We start from the raw sequence: 24,120 nt of genomic DNA, 5'->3' as shown, positions 1-24,120 counted from the left end.
CATTTGAAACTACTCGAAAAGTTCCGGTGGGGAGGTGCTGCGCCACCTTCCCACCGGGCCTTTCTTGGTAGTTTGAGATTACAGACCAGAGGGGAACTCGGCCAGCACCTTGCCCAGAGAGGACTACATCCTCTCCGTCGTCTTGATCCCCAGCAGCCCCAAACCTTCCTTCAGCACGCGGGAGGTGGCATCGCAGAGCACAAGACGGGTGTTGCGGGTGACGCCTTCGGAACGCAGCACAGGGCATGCTTCAAAGAAGCCGTGGAAGGCACTCGCAAGATCATACAAATACTGCGCAAGCAGGTTCGGACGGAAGTCCTCCAGCACGTCATGCACCGCTTCGCCGAACTGCAGAAGCTTCATTGCAAGGGCTCGTTCCGCATCTTCGGTCAGTACGACGTCGTCGGTGAGCGTGACCGCACCATCCAGTTTCCGGAAGATGGAGCGCGTACGCACATAGGCATTGATGAGATACGGGGCCGTATTCCCCTGGAGAGAGAGCATCTTGTCCCAGGAGAACTTGTAGTCCGTCATGCGGTGCTGGCTGAGCTCCGCATACTTCACGGCAGCGATGCCGATGATCTCGGCGACCTCGGACTTCTCCTCATCAGTGAAACCTTCACGCTCGGCCACCACGGTGGCAGCGCGTTCCACGGCTTCCTCGATCACTTCGAGCAGGCCCACGCTTTCGCCTGAGCGCGTCTTGAACATTTTGCCATCAGGCCCCAAGATGGAGCCGAAGGCGATGTGCTCCATGCGCGTCTGGTGACCACGACGCCGTGAGGCATCGAAGAGCTGCCGGAAATGCAACTGCTGCGGCGCGCCCACGACGTACCAGACCTCTTCTGCCTTCCATTCGTTGACGCGATAGTCCACCGTGGCGAGGTCCGTGGTGCCGTAAAGGAATCCGCCGTCCGCCTTGCGAATGATGAGAGGAAGGGCGGTCCACTCGCCATCCTTGAAGATGAGGAAAGGGTCCTGCTCTGGCTTCTTGGTGCCATCCGAGAACACACACACCGCGCCCTCACTGACCTGCGCCTGTTTCTGCGCGAGCATGTCCTCCACGAGCGGACCAAGTGCATCGTTGTAGAAACTCTCGCCGAGGTAGTGGTCAAAGCTGATATCGAGCTTGCCGTAGACATCGTGCAGTTGGTCGAGAGTGAGCTTCACACACTCCTTCCAGATCTCGAGGTTCTCCGCGTCGCCCTGCTGGAGTTTCACCAGTTCGGTCTTGCACATCTCGCGCACAGCCTCGTTCACCTTGCCCTCGGCGTTCACATCCTTGTAGACGCGCACGAGTTCATGGATGGGATCCTTCTTGAGCGCCTCCTTGTCCATCCGCGTCTTCCAGCCGTGGATGATCATGCCGAACTGCGTGCCCCAGTCGCCGATGTGATTGTCCGTGATGACGTGGTGGCCCACATAGCGCGCAAGCCGCGCGAGGCTGTCGCCGATGAACGTGCTGCGGATGTGGCCCACGTGCATGGGCTTGGCCACGTTCGGCGCAGAGAAGTCCACGACAATGGTCTTCGCCTGCTCCGCGCGAGGCACACCGAGATGCGCATCCGCCACATGGGCATTCAGCGTGGAGGCGAGTGTCTCATTCGTGAGGCGGAAGTTCAGGAAGCCGGGACCGGCCACCTCCGGCTTCTGGCAGAGGCCGGTGCCATCGAAGGTATCCGCGATGGTCGTGGCGAGCTGGCGGGGATTCGTTTTCAGGAGCTTGGCCACGGTCATGGCCGCATTGCTCTGGTAGTCGCCAAATCGGGAGTCGCTGGCATTCGTCACATCAATGACTGCACCCTCAGGCAGGGTGATATTTGCCGCGGCGAAGGCGGCCTGGAGACGCTGGGACAGCAACTTGCGAAACGTGGACATGCGAAATAAAAGGGGCTGGCACTCAAGCACAGATCCCGCCTCGTGCATCAACGCATGAACTGAATCCCGGCGATTTTCTCCGCCATGTCACGGTTCGCCAGAAAGACCAGCTCTACGGCGGCTGCCCGGCTCAGGCGCGCACGGATGCTGCGCACGGCCCCCTGGCTCACGCCGTCCACATAGGCGGTCGTCGGGCGCTTGTCGCACTCCAGATTGAGGATCTCCACCGAGGTGTCGCTGGAGAGCAGGGCGCTCTTCCAGTGGGCGGGCTCCAGGACATTGGAGCCCACCAGCAGCCACGCGGGTGTGTCCGCCAGGAGAGGGGAGGCACCCATGGCGCGTGCGTAGGCGGTGCTACCGGCTGCCGTGGAGACGAGGGCTCCGTCGCTCACGAGCTTCGGCAGGCGGGAGATGCCGTTCACCTTCACCTCCAGCCAGGCACTCTGACTGGTGGAGCGCTCCACCCAGGCGTCATTGAAGGCGTAGTCCTGGATGATTTCACCCGTTTCCGTTTCCATCTCGATATAGATCTGGGGGAGCTGCCGGAAGATGACCTCCGTGGGAGGAAAGCTCTGCTCAAACACCTGATCCGGCGCATTCATCAGGAATCCCACGTGCCCGGCATTCACGCCAAAAAAGGGCAGCCTCTTCCGCCAGTACTCACGAATGCACCGCAGCATGGCGCCGTCTCCTCCCAGGGTGAGGATGAAGTCGGGCGCGTCCTCGTTCACGTGCGGTTGGAATTTGTCCCGCCAATTCACAGATTTCCCATTGCGCGGGTCTGTCTGGATCATGCATTTCAGATCCTCCAGCGTCCCGCGTGACCAGGTGGCGGGGTTTGTGCCGCGGTAGAGTCCGTAGCGATTGATGTAGCGGTGAGCTTTCTTCGTGAGCAGGTGATCTGCCGCCCGGCGGTGGAGCAGCGAGTCGCGGATGAGGGTGCTGGAACCCGGAATCTCCAGGGGAATGAGCACGTGGTTCGGCGGGAGATCCGCAGCGTCCATGGTATGGCCCGGCCGCGTGAGGATGGCAAAGCGGCTGCGCTGCCACAGCTCCGGTCCCTTTTCCCAACCAGTGTGGATGGCTGAACGATGCTGTGCTCCACCTTCGATCCAGTCAGCGCCGACGACATGCCAGACCTCCGCTTCCGCCTGGTAGCGTTCCTCAAGCGCATGATTTCGCGTGAAGGTGTCCTGCTCCAGGTCAAAGAGATCCACCACGGCCCCTTTCAGGCAGCCGAAGGTCAGGTCACACAGCGCCGCGCGGAAGGCAGAGGGCACGGAGTTCACCTCGGGCTTGTCCGGCCGGGGGCCACAGGGCACGATGCGCACCTCATCAAACTCACGCGCGAGCACTTCCGCGATGCGGAGGTGATGCAAACCCGGTGGATTGAAGCTGCCCCCAAAGAGGGCCATGCGGCGTGCCATGGGCGACTCTAGGCGCAAAGTCGGACAGGCTCAACCCCGCTCCCTCACAACTGCTTTTCCCTCAGATGGTGCCGCCATATTCCGCATGGTTGCGCGCCGGGTTTTGCGCGGTAGCTTGTGACTCCACCTGAACTGAACCGCACCGCCCGCCCCCCGATGCCCCAGACCCGTTTGACCTGCCCGCACTGTGAACAGGAGGTGGAGCTCAACGTCACCGATGTCACCCGGTCCCGGGACTGCCCTCGCTGCGGGAAGTACATCATTTTGCAGTTCACGACCAAGGCCACGCGCATGAAGCGCAAGGCCCTGCTGACCCCCACTGTCCAGCTGGGAGGAGAGGCCGCCGCCGCCGCAGGCGGAGCCCGCTCCAACGTCGTGGCACGTCCACAAGGCACCTCCGTAGTGACGGGACGTGACACGCCCCGCACCATGCCTGCGCCCAGTCCGCGGGTGGCCCCGGTCGCAGGCTCGAAACCCCTCGCAGGCGGCAGCCTCGCCCCCATGCCTGTCGTAGCGCAGACACTGGAGGGCTCCTCAGGAGAGCGCCTCCTGCATGACTCGGACATCAAGCGCAAAGGCAATACGATCCTGTGGGGTGTCGGCGTGGTGGTGGCTTTGATCGCCCTGGTGATTGCCGCAGACCGCTTCCACTGGTGGAGAGCTCTTGGGAATGGCTTTTCCGGCATGATGACGGTCCTTTCCCCTCCCAAGGTGGAGCCTCTGGGAGAGAGCAGGAAAGTCGAGGTCGATCCGGCGCTGCCCTCTGCAAAGGAGGTGCTGAGCACCCCGGTACAGGCGCCTGAGATGAAGCTGCCCGAAGAGGTGGATTCTGCGCCAGCCACCACACCCGGCGTCATGAGTGAGCAGGAGATGGCCATGAGGGCGGTGCAGAGCTTCCTCGAAGCGACCACGCTGAAGGACCGCGTCAAGCTCGTGCGCGATGACCACCTGATGGTGGACAAGATGGTCAAATACTACGAATCCCACGAACCCGGACGCATCGCGTACCAGAAGATCGTGGCGAAGGAGGCGAACCCCGCCGGCATGCTGACCTTCGCGTTTGAGGTCATCCTGCCTGATGGCGAGCATCGCCGCGTGATCACCATGAAGTCACGCACCGGCAAGTACTTCATCGACTGGGCCAGCTTCGTTCTCTATGGGGACATGGGGTGGAAGGAATTCATGGACGTGCGCCCCGTGACTCCCACCCTGATGCGTGTGCTGGCGGAGCCCGGCGAGCATTTTAACGACGTCTTTCCCAAGGCGGCCAACCTCATTTGCCTGAAACTCACGGATCCCCGCTCCAAGGACGCGCCGCCCATCTACGGCTATGCGACGGAAGGCACGCCTCTGGGCATGGCGCTGGAGTTCATCCTGCGCAAGGGATCAAGTGAACCACAGCCCATCACCGTCACTCTGAAGTACAGGGAGGACGTGGCTGGTGGCGAGGCAAATCAGGTGCTGGTGGATGAACTGGTCGCGGAAGGTTGGCTGGCTCGCGGACGTTGATGTCTGGCACGCACGCGTGTATTGCACCATCGCATCTCTCCCGCTTCCTCATGTTCCGCTCCTGGTTTCTGTGGCTCACCCTCATGCTTGCTGCCGCGTCGGTGGGCTGGTTCTGGCTGCTCACACAGGACCTGCGCTTTTCCCGCATCGAGCCCGAACCTCCTGCCGCATCTGTGGATAAGGGCGGCTGAGGCATGAGCTGGCGTGGATTTTGCGCTTATCTGGGAAATTGTGACGCTATCCAAGCGTGACAAAGTCCCTGATCTCGCCATTTCTTTGGAATGGAAAACCTCACCCGTCAGAAGTCCGTCATCGATGGTGCCGCCGCGCTCATAAGTGAGCGGAGGGTGGCCTATGAGGCGCGAGACTCCCTGCAGACTACGGTGGAGCGCCTGGGCACGCCCGAGTTTGAGAACCCGCAGTCGGAAGAATTGCTGGGCCTTTTCCGGCCCGAGGATTCCCGACGTGCCGTGCTGGCGGACATGGATTACATCGAGACCTTCATCGCCGCAGGGAAGGGCGTGCCGGGATTCCCCGAGGCGGGTCCGCGCCGGAAGCTCTTCTTCAATCCCAAGACCGTCCGTGCGGCGATCGTCACCTCCGGCGGGGTGGCTCCTGGATTGAACCGCGTGACGCACGCCATCGTGCAGCGCCACTATGCTACTTACGGCTGCGACATCACCGAGGGCGGTGCCGTCTTCGGTGTGTATGATGGGATCACCGGCCTGCTGGGGGATGAGATGGACATTGGTCTGCTCTCGCCCGAGTTCACCCGCGAGCACCTCGCGGAAGGCGGCTCCAAGCTGGGCCTGCGCCGTGTGAACAAGGATGTCCTCGTGGAGCAGACGGACAAGATCGTGGCGAATCTCCGCAAGCAGCGGATCAACATCCTCTACGTCATCGGCGGTGACGGCTCCCTGCGTGCCGCCAATCACATCGCCAAGCTCGTGCCGGACATGGCGGTGATCGGAGTGCCCAAGACGATGGACAACGACATCCTCTGGGTGGCGCAGTCCTTCGGATTCAGTACCACGGTGGACAAGGCCACGGACGTGATCCGCCAGATGGAAACAGAAGCCAGCTCCACCCGGCGTGTGGGCATCGTGGAACTCTTCGGTGCGGAATCTGGATTCGTCGCGGCGAATGCCGCTCACGCCTTTGGCAAATGCACGCTGGTGCTCATTCCGGAAATGTTCGCCGGCTACCAGACTGCTGAGGAAATCGAAGCTGCTCTTATGCAGTGTCTGGAGCACGTGGTGGCGAAGGTCGGCTCCATGCCGCGAGGAGAGGGCGTCATCGTCGTCGCCGAAGGGGTGGGGGAACTGATGTGGCAGCGCAAGGTGAAAATCGGTGATGAAGAACCCATTCACGATCGCTTCTCCTACCAAGTCGAGCGCTGGCTCAAGAACCGTCTCAAGGACGGTCGCGGCCGCAGCGTGGGCACCTTTGTGAACCGCCCGCGCCACCACATCCGCGCCATCCCGCCGAACGCCTTCGACCAGACCTACTGTGACCGCCTCGGCGCCCTCGCCGTGGAGGCAGGTCTCGCAGGCTACACCCGCTGCGTCATCTCCTACTGGCTCTCCGAGTTCGTCCTCGTGCCCCTCGCCCTCATCGCCCAGGGACAAAAACGCCTGACCACCAGCGGCATGTTCTGGAAACAGATCGTGCTCAGCACCGGCCAGCCGGCGTTTGGGGTGGGGACGTAAGCTCCGAAGTTCCAACGTAGCTCGCGAGTCCCTTCGCGAGGCATTCCTCTATGCAAGCACGACCGATGGAGATGAAATCCTACGACGCTTATCTCGCCATCCTTGAAAGCGTTCGGGACACCATCTCCAGCGACCTGATGCATCAGCATCAACTGCGCTGCGAAGTCGGCGACTGGATGGACAGCGCCGTCCTCAAGCTCCAGAAGGACTCGTGGACATCCGGCGGCACAGCGCAGGGAATTTTCTTCTCCATCTGGTTGGGCGAAAAGGAACTCAAGGCGCGCAGGTTCAACTACAACATCCATGCCCTCAAGATGAGTGACCTGCCTGGGCACTTCGTAAAACCACGCGAATTCGCCGCGGCATTTCGAGAAAAACTCGAAGCCGATGACCTCAACTCAGGCTGGCCCAACTTGAGCACCGACTATGGTCCCCAGACTCTGATGCAAGGCTGGATGCCACTCGATGAGGTCACCTTTCGCCAGGACGTGGAGGCATTGATCGAGCGTTTTGTGGGAATGCTTCAGGTGATTGATGCCTTGCTGCTGGAACGGAAAAACAGAGCCTGACAGTTCACTATCCGGAAACCACATCCGACACCGGCTGCAACACCAGCGGGCGTGACACCGAACCCGGCAGAGAGGTGAGAATCACGCACGAGAGGTCGGTCTTGGGATCGGCCCACGCCAGCATGCCGGTCGATCCGCTGTGGCCGAAGGATTGGTCGGAACAACTCTTGCCGAATCCGGCTGGGCCGAGCGCGAAGCCGATTCCCCGACGCGCGCTGAGCCCTTGTGTGTGATCTTGAATCATGAGTTGCGCGGTTTCCGGGCGCAGCACCTTGCCGGCCGGATGCAGAAAGCTGCGCAGGAACAGGGCCACATCGCCAGCGCTGCACAAGGCGCCGCCCCATGGCGCGGCCAGTTTGCGCCAGTACGGACTGTTCCAGTCCCAGTTCTTCGCATCTGCCGATCCAGCGCCGGATTCCGGCGCAGCGTGTTCTGTCTGCACCCGCATGGTCTCTTCCATCTTGAACGCTCCCAGGCCGAGTGCGCTGTGCTTCATGCCGAGCGGGGCGAACACCTCCTTCGAAAGGAAATCCGGCAGTGACATTTTGGCGACGCGTTCCACCACCTCCGCGGCGAGCAGGATGCCCATGCTCTGGTAGTGGTATTGCGTGCCCGGTTCAAAGAGCAGCGGCGTACGCACCGTGGCCTGGACAAACTCTGACAGCGGCGCATGACGCCGACGCAGTTCGTTGTTCTCCGGCAGCTGGTCCGGCAGGCCCGACGTGTGGATCAACACCTGTTCGAGGGTGATCTTCCTCCGTGCGCCCTCAGAGAACTCGGGAATGAACTTCATTACCGGGTCGGAAAGACGCAACTTGCCACGGTCCGCGAGCACCATCACCGCGATGGCTGTCATGGGCTTGGTGATTGATCCCAGAAGAAAAATCGCCTCTGTGGAGCGGGCCTTGCCAAACGCTTGTTGAAACACTTGGGATCCTCGCTGCACATGCAGTACTGCACTTTCAATGACGCCCTTCTCGGCCTGTGTTTGCAAAAGGGAGGCGGCGGCTTTCATGGCATCCATGTTGAGTGAGGCGGATTGTGCGTGCAGAAGACCCCGGGAACTGAGCCCAGCCAGCAGTACGGCAAACGTGTTGCGTCGGTTCATGGGAAGGGTGGGGGAGCGTGATACGGCCAGATGGAAGCCTGTGTCGCATGATGGATGGATGCTCTCTCATGACAAGCCCCGACACCATTGGGAGCACTTTAGGCGCAGGCATGGTCCCATTGAGCGCACCTTCGTGTGTCAGCGGGGCGGGAATGCGATGATTCGTTGTCATGCACCGGGGTCTTTCATTCCAATACACAATGGACATGCCAACGCCATGGCAGCGAGACATCTCAGTCTCCGAAGTTCCTCTGCGTCTCTGTGTCTCTGCGTTGAATCCAATGCAGCCCGCCACACCCACGCCGAGATTGCCAGCGAGTGTAGGATGGCAGGGCAGTCAGCATATTCAGCCGGCAGACTTCTCCAACGGGAATCCCAGTGACGGCTTCCGGACTATCAGACATTGGTCCTACTCCTTCGAATCACCGTCCTATTGCAATCAGCAAAGGAACCCGCTTTGGTGTTCGCGTTGCCATCGAGACAATCTTTGGAAGAAAGGTTCCCCCCCAGGATGAAGTCCTACGCGTCCCATCTTGTCATCCTTCAGAGCATCCGGGATGTAATGTCCGCGGACTTGATGCGACGGCACCAGTTGCGTTGCAGTGCCTGCGATTGGATGGACAGCGCCGTCCTGAAGCTCCAGAAGGACACCTGGACTTCCGAGGGAACGGGGCAGGGGATTTTCTTCTCCGTGTGGCTTGGCGAGAAGGACCTGCAGGCGGGCAGGTTCAACTACAACATTCACGCTCTCAAGACAGGTGACCTGCCGGGGCATGCGGTGAAGCCACGTGAATTCGCTACCGCGTTTCGCGAGAAGTTCGAGGCCAGTGGCGCGAAATCAAACTGGCCCAATCTCAGCACGGACTACGGCCGCCAGACCCTCATGCAGGGTTGGATGCCGCTGGATGAGGTCACGTTTCAGCAGGACGTGGAGGCGCTGATCGGGCGCTTTGTGAAAGTGCATCAGGTCATTGATGCGTTGCTTCTCGAAAGGCAAAAGCGCGCATGAGAGCAGATGCCGCTCTGGCCAAGTCCCAACGTAGCTCGCGAGTCCCTTCGCGAGTCATTCGTTCCTCAGGCACACGGTGCATCGACCTGACGCCAGAACACCATATGCTCAGCTCACATCACGACTCATCCCACACCCGGATAAGGACCCATTCTTCCGGAGGGCATTGAGCGATCGCCTCCATGTCGATGGTCGTCTTGCCCAGCCATCCTTCGCCCAAGATGTCTCCCTCCTCATGGTTCCAGTTCTTTCTCTCGTGAGGAGGACCCTGCGGCAGCGTATCTTTCACCAGATGGATCTGCGTGGTGTATTCAAACGGATACCCATTCCCGCCCAGAGCGATGATCTTTCCTTCCTTCACGAGATCATCGATCCAACGTAGAACCTCAAGTCTCGCCTTCCATACAGCCAGCTTTGCCCCCGTGGGTTCGCCAAAGGACGCCGGCGTGGCACCGCCATCCTTCTGTTTGTAGACCGTGATGTGCAAGCCGGGCATTGGAACAGAGCCAGTCTATTCAGATGTGAGATTGTTCCAAAGGGAAAGTGAGCGGGGGAGACTGACCACTCTTGCTGACCATTCTCATTTCCTTTGCGATGACAAACCCGGAGAGACCATAGCTCGAACTGATGTTCCAGACGCGGAGCTTCAGCTTCGCCACTGCCTCTTGAAGAGTTTCTGTTCGCCAGTCGAGCCTTGGCCAGCCATCTTTTTGCAGTTGGCTGAAGAGGGTCGAGAACGCCTTCATTGTCCAATCCACGCTGGATTCCTCCACATCCAGGATGATATCTTTCCCGAGAACTTCTTCCAGATGGTGGTACCAGACTCCGAGAAACCACACATCCGTGTATTCGATCGGAACTAAGGCATCGAAGAGGGTGTGCAGTACCAAGGTGGAGGTGCGTGAATCGAATTCGTATCGGTAGAGTTCGTTGTCATGCACCGAGAGCTTCGAGGTTGGGGCGGTAGCATCCGGACTATCAGACATTGGTCCCACTCTTTCCAATTACCGGATGGTTGCAATCACCAAGCGAACCCGCTTTGATGTCTCCGTCACCTTTGAGACAATCTTCAGACCACAGGTCCCCCAAGATGAAGACCCTCGCCCATCGCATCCCGGTCCCTCGTGCCGCCGCAGGCGCACTCACGCTCACCGCGCTCCTCCTCACCAGCTGTTCCTTCTCCGGGCTGCGCAAGCCGGCCACGCCGGAACCGCATGCCTTCATCTCCTACAAGGCGCCTGCGCCTGGCGATACCAACCTCCGCCTTGCCGTGAAGGACCTCATCGACATGAAAGGGGAGGTGACCAGCGCTGGGTCCGAGTACCTCTACAAGAATGCGCCGCCTGCCACGAAGGACGCGGAGTGCATGAAATACATCCGCGGTCGCAGGGACGTGACCATCGTGGGCAAGGCGAACCTGAGCGAGTTCGCCATCGGAGTGTCCGGTTCGAATGACTACTTTGGCACACCGGTAAATCCCGTGGACAAGTCCCGCGTGCCCGGTGGCTCATCCAGCGGCTCTGCCGTGGCTGTGGCCATGAACCTTGCGGATGTAGCGCTTGGCACGGACACCGCAGGTTCCATTCGCGTGCCTGCCTGTTGTTGTGGCATCGCGGGCTTGAAGACCACCTTTGGACGTATCTCGACCAAAGGTGTGTATCCCATTTCCCCCAAGTACCTCGATACGGTGGGGCCTCTCGCGCGTGATGTGGATGGACTCGTGAATGGCATGGAACTGCTGGAGCCCGGGTTCCAGAATGAATACGCCCGTGCCAAAGCTGCCAACCCCCTGGCAAAGACCATCCGCATCGGCCGCCTTCGCGTCCCCGGCACAGATCCCGCCATCGATGATGCCATCGACCGGCAACTCGCTGCAGCTGGCTTCACCGTCATCCCACTCAGTGCCGAGTTTCACGAGGAGTGGGCCAAGGCCCAGCACGATGGCAATCTCGTGGCCGCCGCCGCCTCTTACTACAACAACGATCAAATCCGCAAACACAAGGGCGTGGGCAACCGCGCCAGCAAGGCCATTCTTTTTGGGGACCTTGTCTTCTCCCGCAAATACGACGACGAAGCCAAACGCGAAGCCGCCATCGCCCGCCGCGACCATTGGCGCGACGTCTTGCGCCAGACCTTCAAACGGGTGGATGCCATTGCGCTTCCAGTGCTCCAGCGCGCGCCCTACCACCGCAACGTCGCCTTCACCGCCATCTTCGAGGCCAAGTTCATCAAAATCCAAAACACCGTCGCGGTGAACTACGCTGGCGTCCCCGCCGTCGCCATTCCGGTGCCGCTGCACAAGAGTGGGGCATTCCCCGTTACCAGTGTGCAGTTCGTCGGTCCCGCCAACAGCGAGGCGGCACTGTTGAACATCGGGCGGCTGGCGGAGAAAAGGAGTTAGAGCGGTTTGAGTTACAGTGTAGCCATTTTCGTAGTGGGGCGCGCCACCCCAACCGCGACCAGCGGTCGCAGTGCGGCAAGTCACCCCTGATCGAAGGCCACGATATTGTTTAAACCGCCCTAAATGAGAGTGCCGGACTCGGCAACCCTCCGTCCGTGTCATTTGGATCTCTTCACTTGGTGAACTTGCAGTCCTTCATGGAGATGGAGAGGCTGAAGGCATTCCACAAATCTTCATATGCGACATGGCTGAAGTTGCCCTCAAGGGTGATGCTGTCCCCCTTTTTCAGGTCTGCAAGTTTGGGCTTCCATTCGTCGGAGAATTTTCCGAATGCGCGGATCTTGTAGCCTTCGTTGTTGGGGACTTCGGCGTAGATGGTCATCCCTTTCCAGTCTGCGATCTGGGTCACCTTCAGTCGGAATTTGCCGTTGAGGCCTGCCTCCACCAGGGCCTTCTTCAAGGCGGCATTGACGGTCTCACGTTGGGCAAAGGTCCATTTGGCCGCCTTGTTCCTGCTCATGTCCGGGGGTAGATACTCCAGAACGTCCCGGTAGTTTTCGAGTGTTTTCTTTGCGGTAACTTGAGTGCTTTGTTGCGGAGTCTGGGAGAATCCCAGCTGTAGAAATGCTACAAGAGAGAGAAGGGCGAGCAGACATTCGAGGCGTCTCATAAAAGTGTCTGTGGGATGGAAGGATAACCTGGGATGAGTGATTGTGAGGCGCGATTACCGATTCCTCGAAGGCCCCAGCTCAATCAACTTCAGGTCATCATACCACGCCGTGCCCACAGCCATGCTGGAGTGACCTCCGAGCCGGGGGCCCACCTTTGCGGTTTCCAGCGCGGCAGAGTCGAACTCGAAGTCGAACTTCTTCCACGAGTTGGTGCCCTTCACCGAGTCACTGGACTCAAAGCCACCCTCAAGAGCAAGCGTCGCCGCCTGGCCACCTTTCACCACCACATCCTTCGTCTTGATGTAGCCGGAGAGACGATAGCGCGTCTTGGGCTTGATCTTCACGGCCTGCTTCAGGAAGCTGTCATCACCGCCCGCATTGGTGATGCGGAGGCTCGCATTGCCGTTGCGCTTCACCTCTGTGTCCAACGCAGCCTCGCCCTTTTTCTGGTGGCAGCCGAAAGTCCATCCATCCATCCCATTCTCAAAACCTGCATTCGTCAGCAGATCCGGGCGGCCACCGGTGGGCTCCCCTTGGGCGCACGCGTGTGTGACGGAAAGGACACAAACGAACGCCACCGTGGCGACATGAACGATACGAGGGCAAAGCAGCTTCATAGGTAATTGGTTGAGAGTTTGGTGACGCTTGGGGTACGCTTGCTCAAGGGAAACAGAGGTGTTGATGAGCAACAGATGAAATGCTCTGAAAGAGGTTTCGCGAAGGGCGCTCGACGTAGAGCCGTAGGACTTCAGTTTCCAAAGGAGGTCAAAGCCAAAATGGTTTGCCTGCCATTTGATTGGTGAAACCGAGGTTTGGGTACTCGGCGATGGTCATAAGGCGAGGGTCGCGGATATCCATATTGTAACCCATTGCCGTTTTGATGGCGTCTTGCTGTACTTTCCCGAGTGCGTTCCACCATGAAGGTCTTACATGAGTGTTCTCGATGTAAGTAAAAGCAACCCACAACAACATGTCGGTCAAGTTTTTGTGCTCGATGACGCTGAATACAAAATTTTCAGGACCTATGGCTTCGGTATCCAGAAACGAGAACACTGCGTATGCGCCGGTTTCCGTGGGAAGTATACTAAAGTGAACCGAATTCAAGACTGATTGGAGGTCAGTGAAATCTTGAAGTTGTTTCCCCGTTGCATTGAAATCCGGAAAGAATGCTCCAGCCGTCGAAATGACGGGTGTTCCAGAGAGTGGAATAACACACGAGCGAAGCCGGTGGTATTCCTTGGCGTTTTGAATGGCTTGCAAGCGTTCATGATGCAAAATGGTGTCCCTAAGACCGACGTCCATGCTTGTGGATTCAAGCTCAGCTAAGGGTCCCCGTGCATAGTTTTCAGGATTCTCTAGGCCGTGGAAGTCGGCGATGTCCGCGGGGTCGGGATACGAGAGGATCTGCGCTTGCTTACAGTAGAGTTCTCTAGCATGTGCCCTAAATACTTGAGCAAAGATCTGCGAGTAGGTGGCGCAGAACGGAGCATTGTCAATTTCTTGAAATAGTTGTGTGTCATGATGACTGCAAAAACCGTTGAACGTGGAGGCAACGTTTATCCCTGTAGGTTGAAGGGTGATCACCTCCTCTTTGGTCTTTGCCCATGGCGAATGCTGCCATTGAAGTACATGGTTCTCTTCGGCTACGATCGAGAGGTAGCGTGCGCGGGACACGGTGTGTGAGCGGACCATAGTGCCGGAACAGTCGGTGCCTTTGGCCATGCATACCTTCTCAGAAAAGATTCGGCGGAACTCGCGAACAGCGTCGGCGTACTTTCTTTTCTGTTCGGACGAAAGATGATCTGTGCGAGACTCCATATTTGCCCGAAAAACGTTGGCCAACAAGTCGATAGGGAAGCCTGTTTAGGTCCAGAGATCAAGGTCTGGATGGCACCGCTGCCGCCCTCCAAGGTTGACCCGGGTACCATTCCCAAGTATTCCTTCCGGAAGCTTAAGACTCCCTAATTAAGCCCCCTGCTCACCGCAGCCCCCTTTTCTCTTTTCACTTATCCCTTTTCACTCTTCCGCCCCCCCATGGCCGAGCACAACTACACCGAAGATTCCATCAAGTCCCTCGATTGGCGCCAGCACATCCGCCTGCGCCCGGGGATGTACATCGGCAAGCTGGGCGATGGCTCGGCACCGGAGGATGGCATCTACGTGCTGCTCAAGGAAGTGCTCGATAACTGCATCGACGAGCACGCCATGGGCTTCGGCAAGGAGATTGAGATCACCATTGAGGACAACCTCGTCACCGTGCGCGACTACGGCCGTGGCATCCCGCTGGGCAAGCTCATGGAGTGCGCCTCCCAGATCAACACGGGGGCCAAGTACGACAGCGATGCCTTCCAGCGCAGCGTGGGCTTGAATGGCGTGGGTATCAAGGCGGTGAACGCCCTGAGCGATCGCTTTGACATTGCTGCCTTCCGCGAAGGCAAGATGCGCGAGATCACCTTCTCCAAGGGCGAGGTGGTCAAGGACATGAAGAATCCCAAGGATTCTTCCGAGAACAGCGGCACACGAGTGACCTTCCACGCGGACAATACCTGCTTCGAGTCGGACTACGCCTTCCGCCTGGACTTTGTGCGGGAGATGCTGCGCTACTACTCCTGGCTGAACCCGGGTCTTACGCTCACGCTGAACGGTGAAAAGTTCCGCAGCAAGGACGGTCTCATGGACCTCGTGGCGGCAAAGCTCACCGAAGAGCCGCTCTATCCCGTCATCCATCTGGAAGGCAAGGATATCGAGTGCGCCTTCACCCACGCCACCAGCTACGGCGAGGAAGTGTACAGCTTCGTAAATGGCCAGTACACCACGCAGGGGGGCACACACCTCGCGGCCTTCCGTGAAGCGCTGGTGCAGGAGGCTCGCACCTTCTTCAACAAGCAGTTCGACCCCGCGGACGTGCGTAACAGCGTCGTCGGCGCCGTGAGTGTGAAGGTGCAGGAGCCCGTCTTCGAGTCGCAGACCAAGACCAAGCTCGGCAGCAACGTGATGGAGCCGAACGGGCGCAATCTGCGCACGCACATCGTCAACACCATCACCAAGGAGCTGGACAACTTCCTCCACAAGAACGCTGCTGTGGCGAAGGCGTGGCTGGAGAAAATCCAGGCGAACGAAAAGGAGCGCAAGGAGATCAGCGGCATCCAGAAGGTGGCGCGTGAGAACGCCCGCCGGGCCAAGCTGCACAATAAGAAGTTGCGCGACTGCCGTGTGCACTTTGACACGAAGGACAAGCAGCGCGAGTCCAGCACCCTGTTCATCACGGAAGGTGACAGCGCCAGCGGCAGCATCACCAAGAGCCGCGATGTGAATACCCAGGCGGTCTTCAGTCTTCGTGGAAAGCCGCTCAACTGCTTCGGCCTCACGCGCAAGGTGTGCTATGAGAACGAGGAGTTCAACCTGCTCCAGCACGCGCTGAATATCGAGGAGGACCTCGAAGAACTGCGCTACAACCACATCATCCTCGCGACCGATGCGGATGTGGACGGCATGCACATCCGTCTGCTGATGATCACGTTCTTCCTGCAGTTCTTCCCGGAAGTCATCCGCCGCGGGCACGTGCACGTCCTCACCACGCCGCTCTTCCGCGTGCGCAACAAGAAGGAAACCATCTACTGCTACAGCGAGGAAGAGAAGAAAAAGGCCATCGCGAAACTCGGCCGTAATCCGGAAATTACCCGCTTCAAAGGTCTGGGTGAAATCTCACCCGATGAGTTCAAGCACTTCATCGGACCCAAGATGCGTCTTGAGCCCGTGCTCATGCCCGAGCACAAGAATATCAAAGAGCTGCTCTCCTTCTACATGGGCAAGAACACGCCCGAGCGCCAGGAGTACATCGTCCAAAACCTCCGCGTGGAGCTCGATATGGTCGAAGACGAGGCCGAGAAGGAGGAGGAAAATCTCGACCCCACCAGCGACGCCGCCTTCGCCGCCAAGCAGAAGAAGAAAGCCAAGGACGCCGCCACGGATCCCTCCCTCATGGCGCCGTTTTGAAGGCTTGTGTTCGCCTGCCTGGGTGCTGGGGCCGCGATCAAGGACCGGGCGCTCCGGGAATAGCCGTCGTTCTTTCGATCTCCTCGAGACTTGGATTCCGTCGCTCCACCCATTCCTCCACAGCATGCGCCTCTGCTTCCGTGGGCTGGCGAGCAGGCAAGAAAGCAGCCATTCTTGCTGAGGATCTCGCGGTTCCAGGTTCCGGCCAGCGTGGGCCAAAGCGATAGACGGCGGTGTACATCACCTTCGACTTTGATTCGGAGACACCGGAGCATCGCATGCCTGTGTAGAACATGCGATGGACGTCCTGCCACCGTGCCTTCTTCTCGTCGCACGCGATGTCATGGAAGACTGATGCTTCCCGATATGCTCCCTCGTACGGTCCTCCCACGGTGCACCAGAAGGCCTTGGGAATGGAGGCTCCATTGATGGTGCTGCCTTTCAACGCGGGCCAGTTTCGTCCATCCCCCGCAATGTAGTGCACATCTTCCAGCAGACGCATGTCCCGACCGTCTGGCTGCCATTCCGTTCGGATGGTTCCGACATACTTCCCCCATCCTCCAGGCGCGGAAACCCTATTCACGCCAGGAGACTTGCACGCAGCTAGTGTGACGCTCGCCACGACCACGATGGTTGCTTGGCAAATGGCCGACCATTTCAATCGTTGAGCTCGTCCGTTCATAAGGCTTTTTGTTCGACGGCGGTCGCGTAGTGTGTGGAAATGAATCCGGGGACATTCTAAGAATGCCCCCGATCTTCATCCTAGAATTTTGCGGTGATGACGGCTCCGAACAAATCGACTTCCTCAAGCGTGTCGGGAGTATCACCCTCGCGATAGAATGCCTTCAAAGTAAGCTGATCTGATGAACCAAAGAAGGGGATTTCGATGTGGGCATCAATGTAACTGTAGCTCTCTTCGTTGCCTCCGAGGGTGGTCCACCAGCGTCCCTCCGCTCCAATCTTGGTGGTGTTGAAGGGTTTCGGAAGGAACGCCAGTTCGAAATCCAAGCTGGCTTTGACACCCACGGTGCCGTATGTGTCGTCCAGTTCTCCTAGCAGGATCTTGTTCCCGATGTCTTCAACGGAGGCCAGAGAGACAATGGGAGTGATCACGACTTTTTGACGCAGTGCGCCCGGCATCACCCATCCACTGCGGTCATCGCGTGAGGCAAAAGTGCCAATACCGTATTTCTCATTGACCATCTCGATGGGGTGTACTTCGAGAATCCACTGGCCGCTTTCAAAATCAAAGTCTGTTTGATAGCCAATGGCGGCACGCATGATGAAGCCCTGGACGTCTGCTTCCCTAATGTCCAGGAAATTGATGTCGATCCCCAGCCGCCCATACAGCGAGTTGACCTCATTCGGCGTGCCATCGGTGGAAGTGTCCCGGTTGAACTCAATGCTTGGCACCAGCACAAATTGTCTGGTCGGTTTTGAGTTGAACAGCATCGGGTAAAAGAGCACGCCCTTGGCTGTCCAGCTTTCATCGTCGGTCAGCCTGTTCTGGGTCCATCCAAATTCCGCCCCGTTGGAGTCGAGGGCGGATTCATCTTCGTACCATTGGAGTTCTTCCGCGTTCCACTGGAAAATCTTCTGGGGGTCCCATGCCGCCCGAAGCCGCAGAGCTCCAAGGAATCCTTGCTGCTCACGCGCCGGCTCATTGGGCGCAGGGTAGGGCATCATTGGCGAGTCCGGTCCGCCCCTCGGATTCGCTACGAGGGCAGCATCGAGCGGGGGCTCGATGACTTGAGCGCGGAAGCCAGGTTGGAAGCGGGCCATGGCAGCCGAACTGTCTTCCATTGCCGCAGCACCAGCTGTGATGGAGCGCCCTGTCCTCAGAGGCGCCGCATCCAACGGTATTCCCAGGAGTGATGGCTCAGCGGTGGGTTGGCCGCCAGTAGACGGGCCCGCTCTCATCGCGGAAGCCTCAGCCGTAGGTGCGGCTCTCCCCGTTGCTCGACTTCTCGCGGCTGGTGCGCTGTCGGAAGCTTTGAGACTGTAGCCGTGGATGATGGCATCGGCCTTCCACTTGGGCACCTCATAGGTTGTTTTGGTGCCATCCTTCTCGATGGTGATTTTCACCTGTTCCTCTGCGGAGAGACTGGTGGGAATTCCACTGAGTCCGAGAGTGAGCAGGACCGACGCACAAAGTTGGAGCGTAGTTCTCATGATGATGGTGAGTCAAGGTGTCAGCACACTCCGCGTGAGATGAACCTGGCGAGTTGTCTGCACCTAGTAGTGCAAGGAGAAACATTTCCTGAAAGGAAATGCAACGATTTTTTACAATTTGTCGTAAAAAATTATCTGACTGTAAGGTAAAAACGCATGGCGTAAGCAGGGCGTCGCGGAGGCGCTTCTTTGCCCTCGTGAAGTGAGAAGATTGGCTCGCAATCCCATGAACACGGACCATCAAGTGCATTTCACTCCTTGTCCTGCTCCTGTGCACCGCTCTGCTGGGGGTCCTTGAGTATCTGCCTGCTTTAATACCTCCATCCACTTGCAGGGCAGGCAGGACATGAATCCTCATGGTACTATTCGATGCGAGAAGCAACGGCGCTGGCGTTATCATCAAGCTTGGTGGAGCATACGTGCGTCGTGAAGGGTTGAGGAACGGTTTTCTGGGACTGGTTCGTGATTCGAGGATGTGGACATGCTATCAGTGGGCGCCGAAAGGTGAGATGGTGCGCAAGGACCTTTCTCCCCACGATGGGACGGTGCCTGGCCCAGACTAGGGTGAATGAGCTGCCCGACATCCGGTGGAGACGGGAGTATCAGTCCCTTCAGGCGCCAGTCCATGAAAGGCGAGAACCCTCGTGATGTCCCGCAGCATGTGGCTTGCGGGCCGCTGTGCGCGTGAAAGTTCACTGATCAGGCTGCGTACCGTGTGAGATATCTGGCATGTTGAAGGTCCTCGGCTCCATGACGTACGGCCACAGGTGGATCCCGCTTCTTGCGCTGCTCCTCTGCGTGGGGTCATGGGGTATCCTTGAATATCTACCGTGGCGGGAGAGGAATCCCCTGCGCTTTCACATGGACCGCCCGTCACCGGACGAGATTGCCAGGAAGCAATCGCCTGTGGAACTCCGCGTGGAGAATATCTCGAAGTATCCCGTGGTCTACTACGGTGGCACCTTGCACGCGGCGAACAAGCCGGTGTCGTACTTCTGCCAGTTAAAGGGAACTACGGGGAACGGCGTGGTCATTCCACCGGGTGGGACCTACGCGCATGAGAAAGAGATGAGTGGTAAGGCCATGGCAACGGCCCGGAATGCGGAAACAGAAATGCGCTACTTCTGGGCGCCGGTTCGCGAGGCCTGGTTTGCCAGGACCTTTTTGCCAGCTGTGAAAAGCCGCCTGCCCGACAAATGCGCACATGCCATTCCCGAGATCCGGGCGAGGCGGGAGAATGAACCTCTTCACATATTGCCAGAAACAGCGCGCCCGGCTTTGTAGGAATGCGTGAAGGGTGTTCGCCTCCCCAGTCTCCGAGGTGTCTAGGAAGCGCTCTTCAATTGAAGCCGCGCTCCCTGCTCCAGACCTTCGATCACAAGCAGTCCTGGCCCGGCGAACACGCGTTCGTCATTGGCAGCGAGAACGTGATCCCTCACATCGCATTCCATGGTAATCCATGCATGGCCGGTGGTGACCATCACAGACACGCATTCTCCTTCTTCCAACGGCCTGCTAAAGATGCAGCCGCGCTCCAGTTGCACCGCAGGCGTCCGAGGTGCCGGTCGCCTGGATGATTCTGCGGGACGAGTACGGCTACTTGCAGAATCTGCGGCTCCGCGATCCAGTGTCGCCTCATCAAACCAAAGTGAAGCTCTCATGGTCATTGCCTGCGAAGGTTGGAAGAATTGGTCGTGGACGTCGTCGTTTGGGCGCCGCGGCGGGATGGTGGGACCAGAGGCGCGTTTGTGCCCATGGGCTTGCCCCACACATCCAGCACCGTGTCGCGCACGGCCATGATGGCCGGGTCATTGGCGCGCTCGGTGAGGTAGCCCAGACTGAGTGGCACCACGGCACGGAAGTGGGGCAGGGGAACCACGCGTCCCTCAAACTGGTGCAATTCAATCTGGCGTTTGGCCAAGAGGGTGACACCGAGTCCTTCCGCCACGAGATTGAGTACCGTCAGCTCTTCATTCACCCGGAAGCGTGGGGCGATCTGCAGACCTTGTTCGCGGCAGATGTGCTGGATGGTCCGGAAGTAGGAGCACATGGGTGAGACAAAGATCCACGGCTTGCTTTCCAGCGCCTTCCAATCGGGCGTGGACAGTTCCTCCGCCCACTCGGCGGGAGCAGCGAGGCATAGCTCGATGGTGTCCAGCTCATGGTGGGTGATCTTCGGGCTTTCACATTGCCCCTCGAAGAAACCAATCGAGATGCTGCCTTCCTCCAAACCCTGAATGATCACGCCGCTGCTTCCATTGACCAGCTCGTAGCGGAGATCCGCATGCCGCAGCGTGAGCTCCTGCAGCACCTCCATGAGTCGCAGGATCTCCGGACGGTTGTTCAGGCCCAGAACGAGTTCACCGGAGACGGCTCCGCGCAGGCCATCGGCGCTGTGTTTGAAGTCGCGTGCCGCATTCACCACGCGCCGTGCTTGTTCGCACAGGGCCTTGCCCGCCTGGGTGAGCTGCATGCCGCGTGAGCTGCGCTCGAAGAGCTTCATGCCCAACTCATCCTCCAGAGCTCGAATTTGCCCGCTCACCGCCGGCTGGCTGGTGAAAAGCTTCTCCGCAGCCCGAGTCAGATGACCCTCCTCTGCGACGGTAAGAAAGGTGCGGAGTTGGTAGAGTTCCATGGCGACAGGGTGGTATGGTTGAGAAGGGGCGGTGGGGTGTTCTCTTGGGAAAGGATTACGTCCCAGGATGCCTCTGCGACCGCTGATTGCCCAATTGCACTTCCTGATGGACCCCATCAGAAGTTTGAATGAGGCCGCGCGTCAGGAAAAGGATGCTGATCCGGAAGGTGGCCAGCCCAAACTGCCTGATGGGGGCCCCGGAAAAAGGGCCGGTCCAACGGGAGTGTTATTGGTCTATGCGGATGGACGATCTGTCCCGATGGGAGCGCCAGGGGCGGTACTCCGACCTATCTGCAGGAGGGAGACAATCCAGACGGGGATCATCACAGGCAGCGAAAGCAGCCCGATGAAAACCATGGCCACCGCACTCTGTGGGTCTACATGCCAGTGAAACGCCTCCAAATAGATGTATCCGAACCACACCGCATAGAGAATGGAACTTGCGAGGAGCAGCCTCTGAGAAAGCCTGCCCGGCGATTTTGCAGCGAGGATTAGTGACACGAAGAGCGGCCCCAGGGAAAACGGCAAAAAGAAGAGGGCTCCGAGCAGCGAGTCTGAAATCGACAACAGAACCAGCATGCCAGCTGCCAGAACAGCCAGCGTGACCAGAAACGCCGGTGCTCGCATTCCGTTTCTCATGGGTGTGTGGCTTTACTCTTTGATGCGTAGTCTGTCGAATGGTGAATTTTCCATCGCCAGCTTGCGAAAGTGCTGCTGAAATGGTGACTGTTGCACGGTTGTAGCCAAGGATTCTGGTCATGTCCTCGCCCAAAACTCTCCGCTGGGTCATTGCCGCCCCCTGTGCCGTCGGAGTGGGGGTAGCCCTCGCGTTCGGCTCGTGGCACTTCAGGGACATGGATTTCTTGAAGCCCTTCCGAAGCGAAAGTGCCTCGGCGCAAGCGGGTACCGCCACTGTAGCGGCAGGTGGTGGGCATTCCGGTGGCAGCCCGGTGTCATCCGCCTCTGCCGAGGCGTTGCCCAGCCTGACTCAGGGGACGCTCGCGAGTCAGGAACGGCAGCCCACGCGCGAGGAATTTGCTGCCATCTTGGAGCAGGAAAAGCAAAAGGCCGCCAGTGAGGCGCTGACTTCTTACATTCTTTCCAAGGAGGGACTTCCGAAGCTCAACCAAACTACGAATGAACGAATGCAGGATCATCCTCTGGTCGAGGAGCTCATCAACAAGCCCAATGCGATGCGGGGCGGTGTGGCTGAGGATGTGCTGGTTCCCGGCTTCTATGGGAGCGGAAGTCAGCGTCTTGGAGGCTATCCTCAAGAGGTGCTGCGAGAGGCCGCTCAGGCATTCAACAGCCCTGCCTATGCTCCCTTGCGCGCCGATGCGAGGGCTGCCGCAGACATGACGCTCGGCCAGGTGTCCGCACTCATGAATTTGCAAGAGGACGTCCAACGCAGACTGGAGCAGGGCAGTGGTGGTTCGCTGGGGAATATTCTCGGTTTGAGAAATGGAAGTGGACTCAATCTCTCCAGCGGTACCAGGAGAGCCGTGGGCGATATCGTGGCGAATGCCCTTGGTGGTTCCGGCTATGGCTCAGTCGGCGGCACTCCGTTCATGGGTAACTACATGACGCCTCCGGTGGGCTCGCCAGCAGTGGCAGGTGGCGTTGGTGTGGATTCATCCGAGGTCGCTGCGGCTACCGCGCTCGTGGAGGAATATCGACGCCTGCTTCCTGACTTGAGCGAGGCGGAGATGAGAGAGTACCTGCGCCGTGTGGAGAGCGAAGGGAAGGTTGCCGCCATGCAGTGGGTGGTGCGGACGAAAGGAAGACGTTGAGTGCTTTTTCTATCGCCATGCGTTAGACAAAATGGTGTGCTGTAGCCGTCTTTCGGTGGAAAACCCAGTTTGAGCATGGCCTTGTCTCCAGCATCCCGTCGGTTCGCTTTTGTCAGCAGTGCGGCTTTCGCTCTCGCGGGCGTGGTTGGTGGACTTTGGTTTTTCTGGGGCCACGATCTTTTGTCGTCTTCCACCGACGCCAAGGCAGTTGCTCGGCATCGGGTCGGGGATGGGAAAGGTGCTCAGGATACTGTTCAGAAACGCTCCGTCGCTGCTTTCCTGGCAGATATGGCGGAGGGCAAAAAGTACCCTCTTCCCACGCGTGCGCAGCTTGAAGCGTACATCGAGCAGGAAGGCCGCACTGCGGGCAGCCTCATCGCAGGCTTCATGCTCTCCACCGAAACGGTTCCATGGCTAGAAGAAGCTGCAGAACGCCATCCGGACGATCCGCGCGTGTCAGCCATGATGCTCATGGTGGCTCGCGGGCTGAAACAGCCCACAGACGAATGGGTCCGGCGGATGCAGGAGAATGACCCCAAGAACTCCCTCGGCTGGTGCAATGCGGCCTTGGATGCTTTCAAGGCTGGAGATGTGGAGAGCGGGCTGGATGCCCTTGAAGGCGCGGCCAGCCGGGGACGTCCGCACATGTACCCGCAGGAGATCTCGAGTGAAGTTACCAAAGCCTGCAAAAGCGCAGGCTTCGATTCGCTCTATGCGGAGACGCTTGGCATGGCCCACCTTCCCATCGGTCAGATATCTGTCTTGATGGAACTGGCACAGCATATGAAGACGGGGCCGGCGGAAGCGAAAGGGCCGGCCATAGAAAGTCTCCTTGCCCTGACACAATCGCTCAAAAAACCGACAGAACGCGCCGGGTTGGTGGAAAAGCTCATCTCTTCATCCATCGAAAGGACCATCGTCAATTCGAGTGAGTGGTATGAGGAGATGCCCGGGCTGGACATGACGGCCGCAGAGCTTCAGGAGAGAAACAGCACCGAGCGTGCGGCGACATCGGCACTCATCAAGGAACACCGACGCCTTCTTCCAACCCTGAGTGATACCGAAATGAAGCAGTACCTTCGACGCATTGCGGTGGAAGGTGAGTTCAATGCCATGCAATGGGTCGTGCAGACGAAGGGTGGGAACCAGTAGGCGGACTGCGTCTTCTGTGTTGTCAGGTCGAAAGAAAAACCGCGCTTCACCAAGTGGCGTAGCGCGGTCGGGTGCCACAGGTAGACCTGCGAGC

23 protein-coding genes are annotated in these 24,120 nt (G+C 58.9%); 10 read left to right on the top strand and 13 right to left on the bottom strand.

Features of this window, described 5'->3' with window-relative positions; genetic code table 11:
- Positions 1-123 precede the first annotated feature (123 nt).
- Both argS and DES53_RS09925 read right to left on the bottom strand, forming a co-directional pair.
- Entirely contained in the window at positions 124-1,878 is a 1,755-nt protein-coding gene (argS, locus tag DES53_RS09930) for an arginine--tRNA ligase (RefSeq protein ID WP_113958067.1), read from the bottom strand.
- Between the two features lie 47 nt (positions 1,879-1,925).
- Positions 1,926-3,305, bottom strand: coding sequence for an NAD(+)/NADH kinase (locus DES53_RS09925; RefSeq protein ID WP_113958066.1), 1,380 nt, complete (start codon positions 3,303-3,305; stop codon positions 1,926-1,928).
- Between the two features lie 156 nt (positions 3,306-3,461).
- Here DES53_RS09925 and DES53_RS09920 point away from each other — a divergent pair, with 156 nt between their 5' ends.
- The 4 genes from DES53_RS09920 (at position 3,462) to DES53_RS09910 (ending at position 7,092) form a co-directional block, all read left to right on the top strand.
- Complete coding sequence (locus DES53_RS09920; protein WP_113958065.1) at positions 3,462-4,814, top strand: hypothetical protein; 1,353 nt, start codon at positions 3,462-3,464, stop codon at positions 4,812-4,814.
- 50 nt (positions 4,815-4,864) lie between these two features.
- Positions 4,865-5,005: a hypothetical protein gene (locus DES53_RS32900; protein WP_170156989.1), complete on the top strand. Its 141-nt coding sequence runs from the start codon at positions 4,865-4,867 to the stop codon at positions 5,003-5,005.
- A gap of 90 nt (positions 5,006-5,095) precedes the next feature.
- Entirely contained in the window at positions 5,096-6,523 is a 1,428-nt protein-coding gene (locus DES53_RS09915; RefSeq protein ID WP_113958064.1) for a 6-phosphofructokinase, read from the top strand.
- Positions 6,524-6,594: 71 nt separating this feature from the next.
- The gene (locus DES53_RS09910; RefSeq protein ID WP_147263321.1) at positions 6,595-7,092 is read left to right on the top strand and encodes a hypothetical protein; all 498 of its coding nucleotides are present in this window, start codon (positions 6,595-6,597) and stop codon (positions 7,090-7,092) included.
- A 7-nt stretch (positions 7,093-7,099) separates the two neighbouring features.
- Here the strand turns inward: DES53_RS09910 and DES53_RS09905 are convergent, their stop codons facing one another.
- The gene (locus DES53_RS09905; RefSeq protein ID WP_113958062.1) at positions 7,100-8,200 is read right to left on the bottom strand and encodes a serine hydrolase domain-containing protein; all 1,101 of its coding nucleotides are present in this window, start codon (positions 8,198-8,200) and stop codon (positions 7,100-7,102) included.
- Between the two features lie 511 nt (positions 8,201-8,711).
- Here DES53_RS09905 and DES53_RS09900 point away from each other — a divergent pair.
- Positions 8,712-9,209 carry a hypothetical protein gene (locus DES53_RS09900; protein WP_147263320.1) on the top strand — a complete coding sequence of 166 codons (498 nt, stop codon included), beginning with the start codon at positions 8,712-8,714 and terminating at the stop codon, positions 9,207-9,209.
- 118 nt (positions 9,210-9,327) lie between these two features.
- Here the strand turns inward: DES53_RS09900 and DES53_RS09895 are convergent, their stop codons facing one another.
- On the bottom strand, positions 9,328-9,705 hold the full coding sequence (locus DES53_RS09895) for a hypothetical protein (protein ID WP_113958060.1): 378 nt from the start codon (positions 9,703-9,705) through the stop codon (positions 9,328-9,330).
- A gap of 19 nt (positions 9,706-9,724) precedes the next feature.
- Entirely contained in the window at positions 9,725-10,195 is a 471-nt protein-coding gene (locus tag DES53_RS09890) for a hypothetical protein (protein WP_113958059.1), read from the bottom strand.
- Between the two features lie 104 nt (positions 10,196-10,299).
- On the opposite strand from DES53_RS09890, the gene DES53_RS09885 reads away from it, so the two are divergent.
- On the top strand, positions 10,300-11,610 hold the full coding sequence (locus DES53_RS09885) for an amidase (protein WP_170156988.1): 1,311 nt from the start codon (positions 10,300-10,302) through the stop codon (positions 11,608-11,610).
- Between the two features lie 172 nt (positions 11,611-11,782).
- Here the strand turns inward: DES53_RS09885 and DES53_RS09880 are convergent, their stop codons facing one another.
- From DES53_RS09880 to DES53_RS09870, 3 genes are all read right to left on the bottom strand, one after another.
- Positions 11,783-12,280: a hypothetical protein gene (locus DES53_RS09880; protein WP_147263319.1), complete on the bottom strand. Its 498-nt coding sequence runs from the start codon at positions 12,278-12,280 to the stop codon at positions 11,783-11,785.
- Between the two features lie 54 nt (positions 12,281-12,334).
- Complete coding sequence (locus tag DES53_RS09875) at positions 12,335-12,898, bottom strand: carbohydrate binding domain-containing protein (RefSeq protein ID WP_113958056.1); 564 nt, start codon at positions 12,896-12,898, stop codon at positions 12,335-12,337.
- 148 nt (positions 12,899-13,046) lie between these two features.
- Complete coding sequence (locus DES53_RS09870; RefSeq protein ID WP_211325494.1) at positions 13,047-13,955, bottom strand: hypothetical protein; 909 nt, start codon at positions 13,953-13,955, stop codon at positions 13,047-13,049.
- Positions 13,956-14,315: 360 nt separating this feature from the next.
- Here DES53_RS09870 and DES53_RS09865 point away from each other — a divergent pair, with 360 nt between their 5' ends.
- Positions 14,316-16,277: a DNA topoisomerase IV subunit B gene (locus DES53_RS09865; RefSeq protein ID WP_113958054.1), complete on the top strand. Its 1,962-nt coding sequence runs from the start codon at positions 14,316-14,318 to the stop codon at positions 16,275-16,277.
- 37 nt (positions 16,278-16,314) lie between these two features.
- Here DES53_RS09865 and DES53_RS09860 read toward each other — a convergent pair whose 3' ends face one another.
- Complete coding sequence (locus DES53_RS09860; protein WP_170156987.1) at positions 16,315-16,779, bottom strand: DUF1353 domain-containing protein; 465 nt, start codon at positions 16,777-16,779, stop codon at positions 16,315-16,317.
- Between the two features lie 260 nt (positions 16,780-17,039).
- Positions 17,040-18,449 carry a hypothetical protein gene (locus DES53_RS09855; protein WP_113958052.1) on the bottom strand — a complete coding sequence of 470 codons (1,410 nt, stop codon included), beginning with the start codon at positions 18,447-18,449 and terminating at the stop codon, positions 17,040-17,042.
- An 861-nt stretch (positions 18,450-19,310) separates the two neighbouring features.
- On the opposite strand from DES53_RS09855, the gene DES53_RS09850 reads away from it, so the two are divergent.
- Positions 19,311-19,733, top strand: coding sequence for a hypothetical protein (locus DES53_RS09850; RefSeq protein WP_147263317.1), 423 nt, complete (start codon positions 19,311-19,313; stop codon positions 19,731-19,733).
- A 41-nt stretch (positions 19,734-19,774) separates the two neighbouring features.
- On the opposite strand, the gene DES53_RS34035 is transcribed toward DES53_RS09850, so the two are convergent.
- The 3 genes from DES53_RS34035 to DES53_RS09835 all read right to left on the bottom strand — a co-directional run bounded on the left by DES53_RS34035 (position 19,775) and on the right by DES53_RS09835 (position 21,723).
- The gene (locus tag DES53_RS34035) at positions 19,775-20,110 is read right to left on the bottom strand and encodes a DUF2917 domain-containing protein (protein WP_425468381.1); all 336 of its coding nucleotides are present in this window, start codon (positions 20,108-20,110) and stop codon (positions 19,775-19,777) included.
- Positions 20,111-20,112: 2 nt separating this feature from the next.
- The gene (locus DES53_RS09840) at positions 20,113-21,084 is read right to left on the bottom strand and encodes a LysR family transcriptional regulator (RefSeq protein ID WP_170156986.1); all 972 of its coding nucleotides are present in this window, start codon (positions 21,082-21,084) and stop codon (positions 20,113-20,115) included.
- Positions 21,085-21,318: 234 nt separating this feature from the next.
- A complete protein-coding gene (locus DES53_RS09835) occupies positions 21,319-21,723 on the bottom strand; it encodes a hypothetical protein (protein WP_147263316.1) in 405 nt (134 codons plus the stop codon).
- A 119-nt stretch (positions 21,724-21,842) separates the two neighbouring features.
- Between DES53_RS09835 and DES53_RS09830 the strand changes: the two genes are divergently transcribed.
- Both DES53_RS09830 and DES53_RS09825 read left to right on the top strand, forming a co-directional pair.
- On the top strand, positions 21,843-22,874 hold the full coding sequence (locus DES53_RS09830; protein ID WP_113958047.1) for a hypothetical protein: 1,032 nt from the start codon (positions 21,843-21,845) through the stop codon (positions 22,872-22,874).
- A 288-nt stretch (positions 22,875-23,162) separates the two neighbouring features.
- Positions 23,163-24,026 (top strand): hypothetical protein, encoded by an 864-nt coding sequence (locus DES53_RS09825; protein ID WP_113958046.1) that lies wholly within the window; start codon positions 23,163-23,165, stop codon positions 24,024-24,026.
- The last annotated feature ends 94 nt before the right edge of the window (positions 24,027-24,120 follow it).

The sequence above is a fragment of the Roseimicrobium gellanilyticum genome (assembly GCF_003315205.1).
Taxonomy (GTDB): Bacteria; Verrucomicrobiota; Verrucomicrobiia; order Verrucomicrobiales; family Verrucomicrobiaceae; genus Roseimicrobium; species Roseimicrobium gellanilyticum.
This window is presented reverse-complemented; position numbering and strand designations above follow the sequence as displayed.

Coding starts and splice junctions, on each gene's coding strand:
- argS (WP_113958067.1), bottom strand. CDS start 1,878: ATGTCCACGTTTCGCAAGTTGCTGTCCCAGCGTCTCCAGGCCGCCTTC.
- DES53_RS09925 (WP_113958066.1), bottom strand. CDS start 3,305: ATGGCACGCCGCATGGCCCTCTTTGGGGGCAGCTTCAATCCACCGGGT.
- DES53_RS09920 (WP_113958065.1), top strand. CDS start 3,462: ATGCCCCAGACCCGTTTGACCTGCCCGCACTGTGAACAGGAGGTGGAG.
- DES53_RS32900 (WP_170156989.1), top strand. CDS start 4,865: ATGTTCCGCTCCTGGTTTCTGTGGCTCACCCTCATGCTTGCTGCCGCG.
- DES53_RS09915 (WP_113958064.1), top strand. CDS start 5,096: ATGGAAAACCTCACCCGTCAGAAGTCCGTCATCGATGGTGCCGCCGCG.
- DES53_RS09910 (WP_147263321.1), top strand. CDS start 6,595: ATGAAATCCTACGACGCTTATCTCGCCATCCTTGAAAGCGTTCGGGAC.
- DES53_RS09905 (WP_113958062.1), bottom strand. CDS start 8,200: ATGAACCGACGCAACACGTTTGCCGTACTGCTGGCTGGGCTCAGTTCC.
- DES53_RS09900 (WP_147263320.1), top strand. CDS start 8,712: ATGAAGTCCTACGCGTCCCATCTTGTCATCCTTCAGAGCATCCGGGAT.
- DES53_RS09895 (WP_113958060.1), bottom strand. CDS start 9,705: ATGCCCGGCTTGCACATCACGGTCTACAAACAGAAGGATGGCGGTGCC.
- DES53_RS09890 (WP_113958059.1), bottom strand. CDS start 10,195: ATGTCTGATAGTCCGGATGCTACCGCCCCAACCTCGAAGCTCTCGGTG.
- DES53_RS09885 (WP_170156988.1), top strand. CDS start 10,300: ATGAAGACCCTCGCCCATCGCATCCCGGTCCCTCGTGCCGCCGCAGGC.
- DES53_RS09880 (WP_147263319.1), bottom strand. CDS start 12,280: ATGAGACGCCTCGAATGTCTGCTCGCCCTTCTCTCTCTTGTAGCATTT.
- DES53_RS09875 (WP_113958056.1), bottom strand. CDS start 12,898: ATGAAGCTGCTTTGCCCTCGTATCGTTCATGTCGCCACGGTGGCGTTC.
- DES53_RS09865 (WP_113958054.1), top strand. CDS start 14,316: ATGGCCGAGCACAACTACACCGAAGATTCCATCAAGTCCCTCGATTGG.
- DES53_RS09860 (WP_170156987.1), bottom strand. CDS start 16,779: ATGCGTCTGCTGGAAGATGTGCACTACATTGCGGGGGATGGACGAAAC.
- DES53_RS09855 (WP_113958052.1), bottom strand. CDS start 18,449: ATGAGAACTACGCTCCAACTTTGTGCGTCGGTCCTGCTCACTCTCGGA.
- DES53_RS09850 (WP_147263317.1), top strand. CDS start 19,311: ATGGACCGCCCGTCACCGGACGAGATTGCCAGGAAGCAATCGCCTGTG.
- DES53_RS34035 (WP_425468381.1), bottom strand. CDS start 20,110: ATGAGAGCTTCACTTTGGTTTGATGAGGCGACACTGGATCGCGGAGCC.
- DES53_RS09840 (WP_170156986.1), bottom strand. CDS start 21,084: ATGGAACTCTACCAACTCCGCACCTTTCTTACCGTCGCAGAGGAGGGT.
- DES53_RS09835 (WP_147263316.1), bottom strand. CDS start 21,723: ATGAGAAACGGAATGCGAGCACCGGCGTTTCTGGTCACGCTGGCTGTT.
- DES53_RS09830 (WP_113958047.1), top strand. CDS start 21,843: ATGTCCTCGCCCAAAACTCTCCGCTGGGTCATTGCCGCCCCCTGTGCC.
- DES53_RS09825 (WP_113958046.1), top strand. CDS start 23,163: ATGGCGGAGGGCAAAAAGTACCCTCTTCCCACGCGTGCGCAGCTTGAA.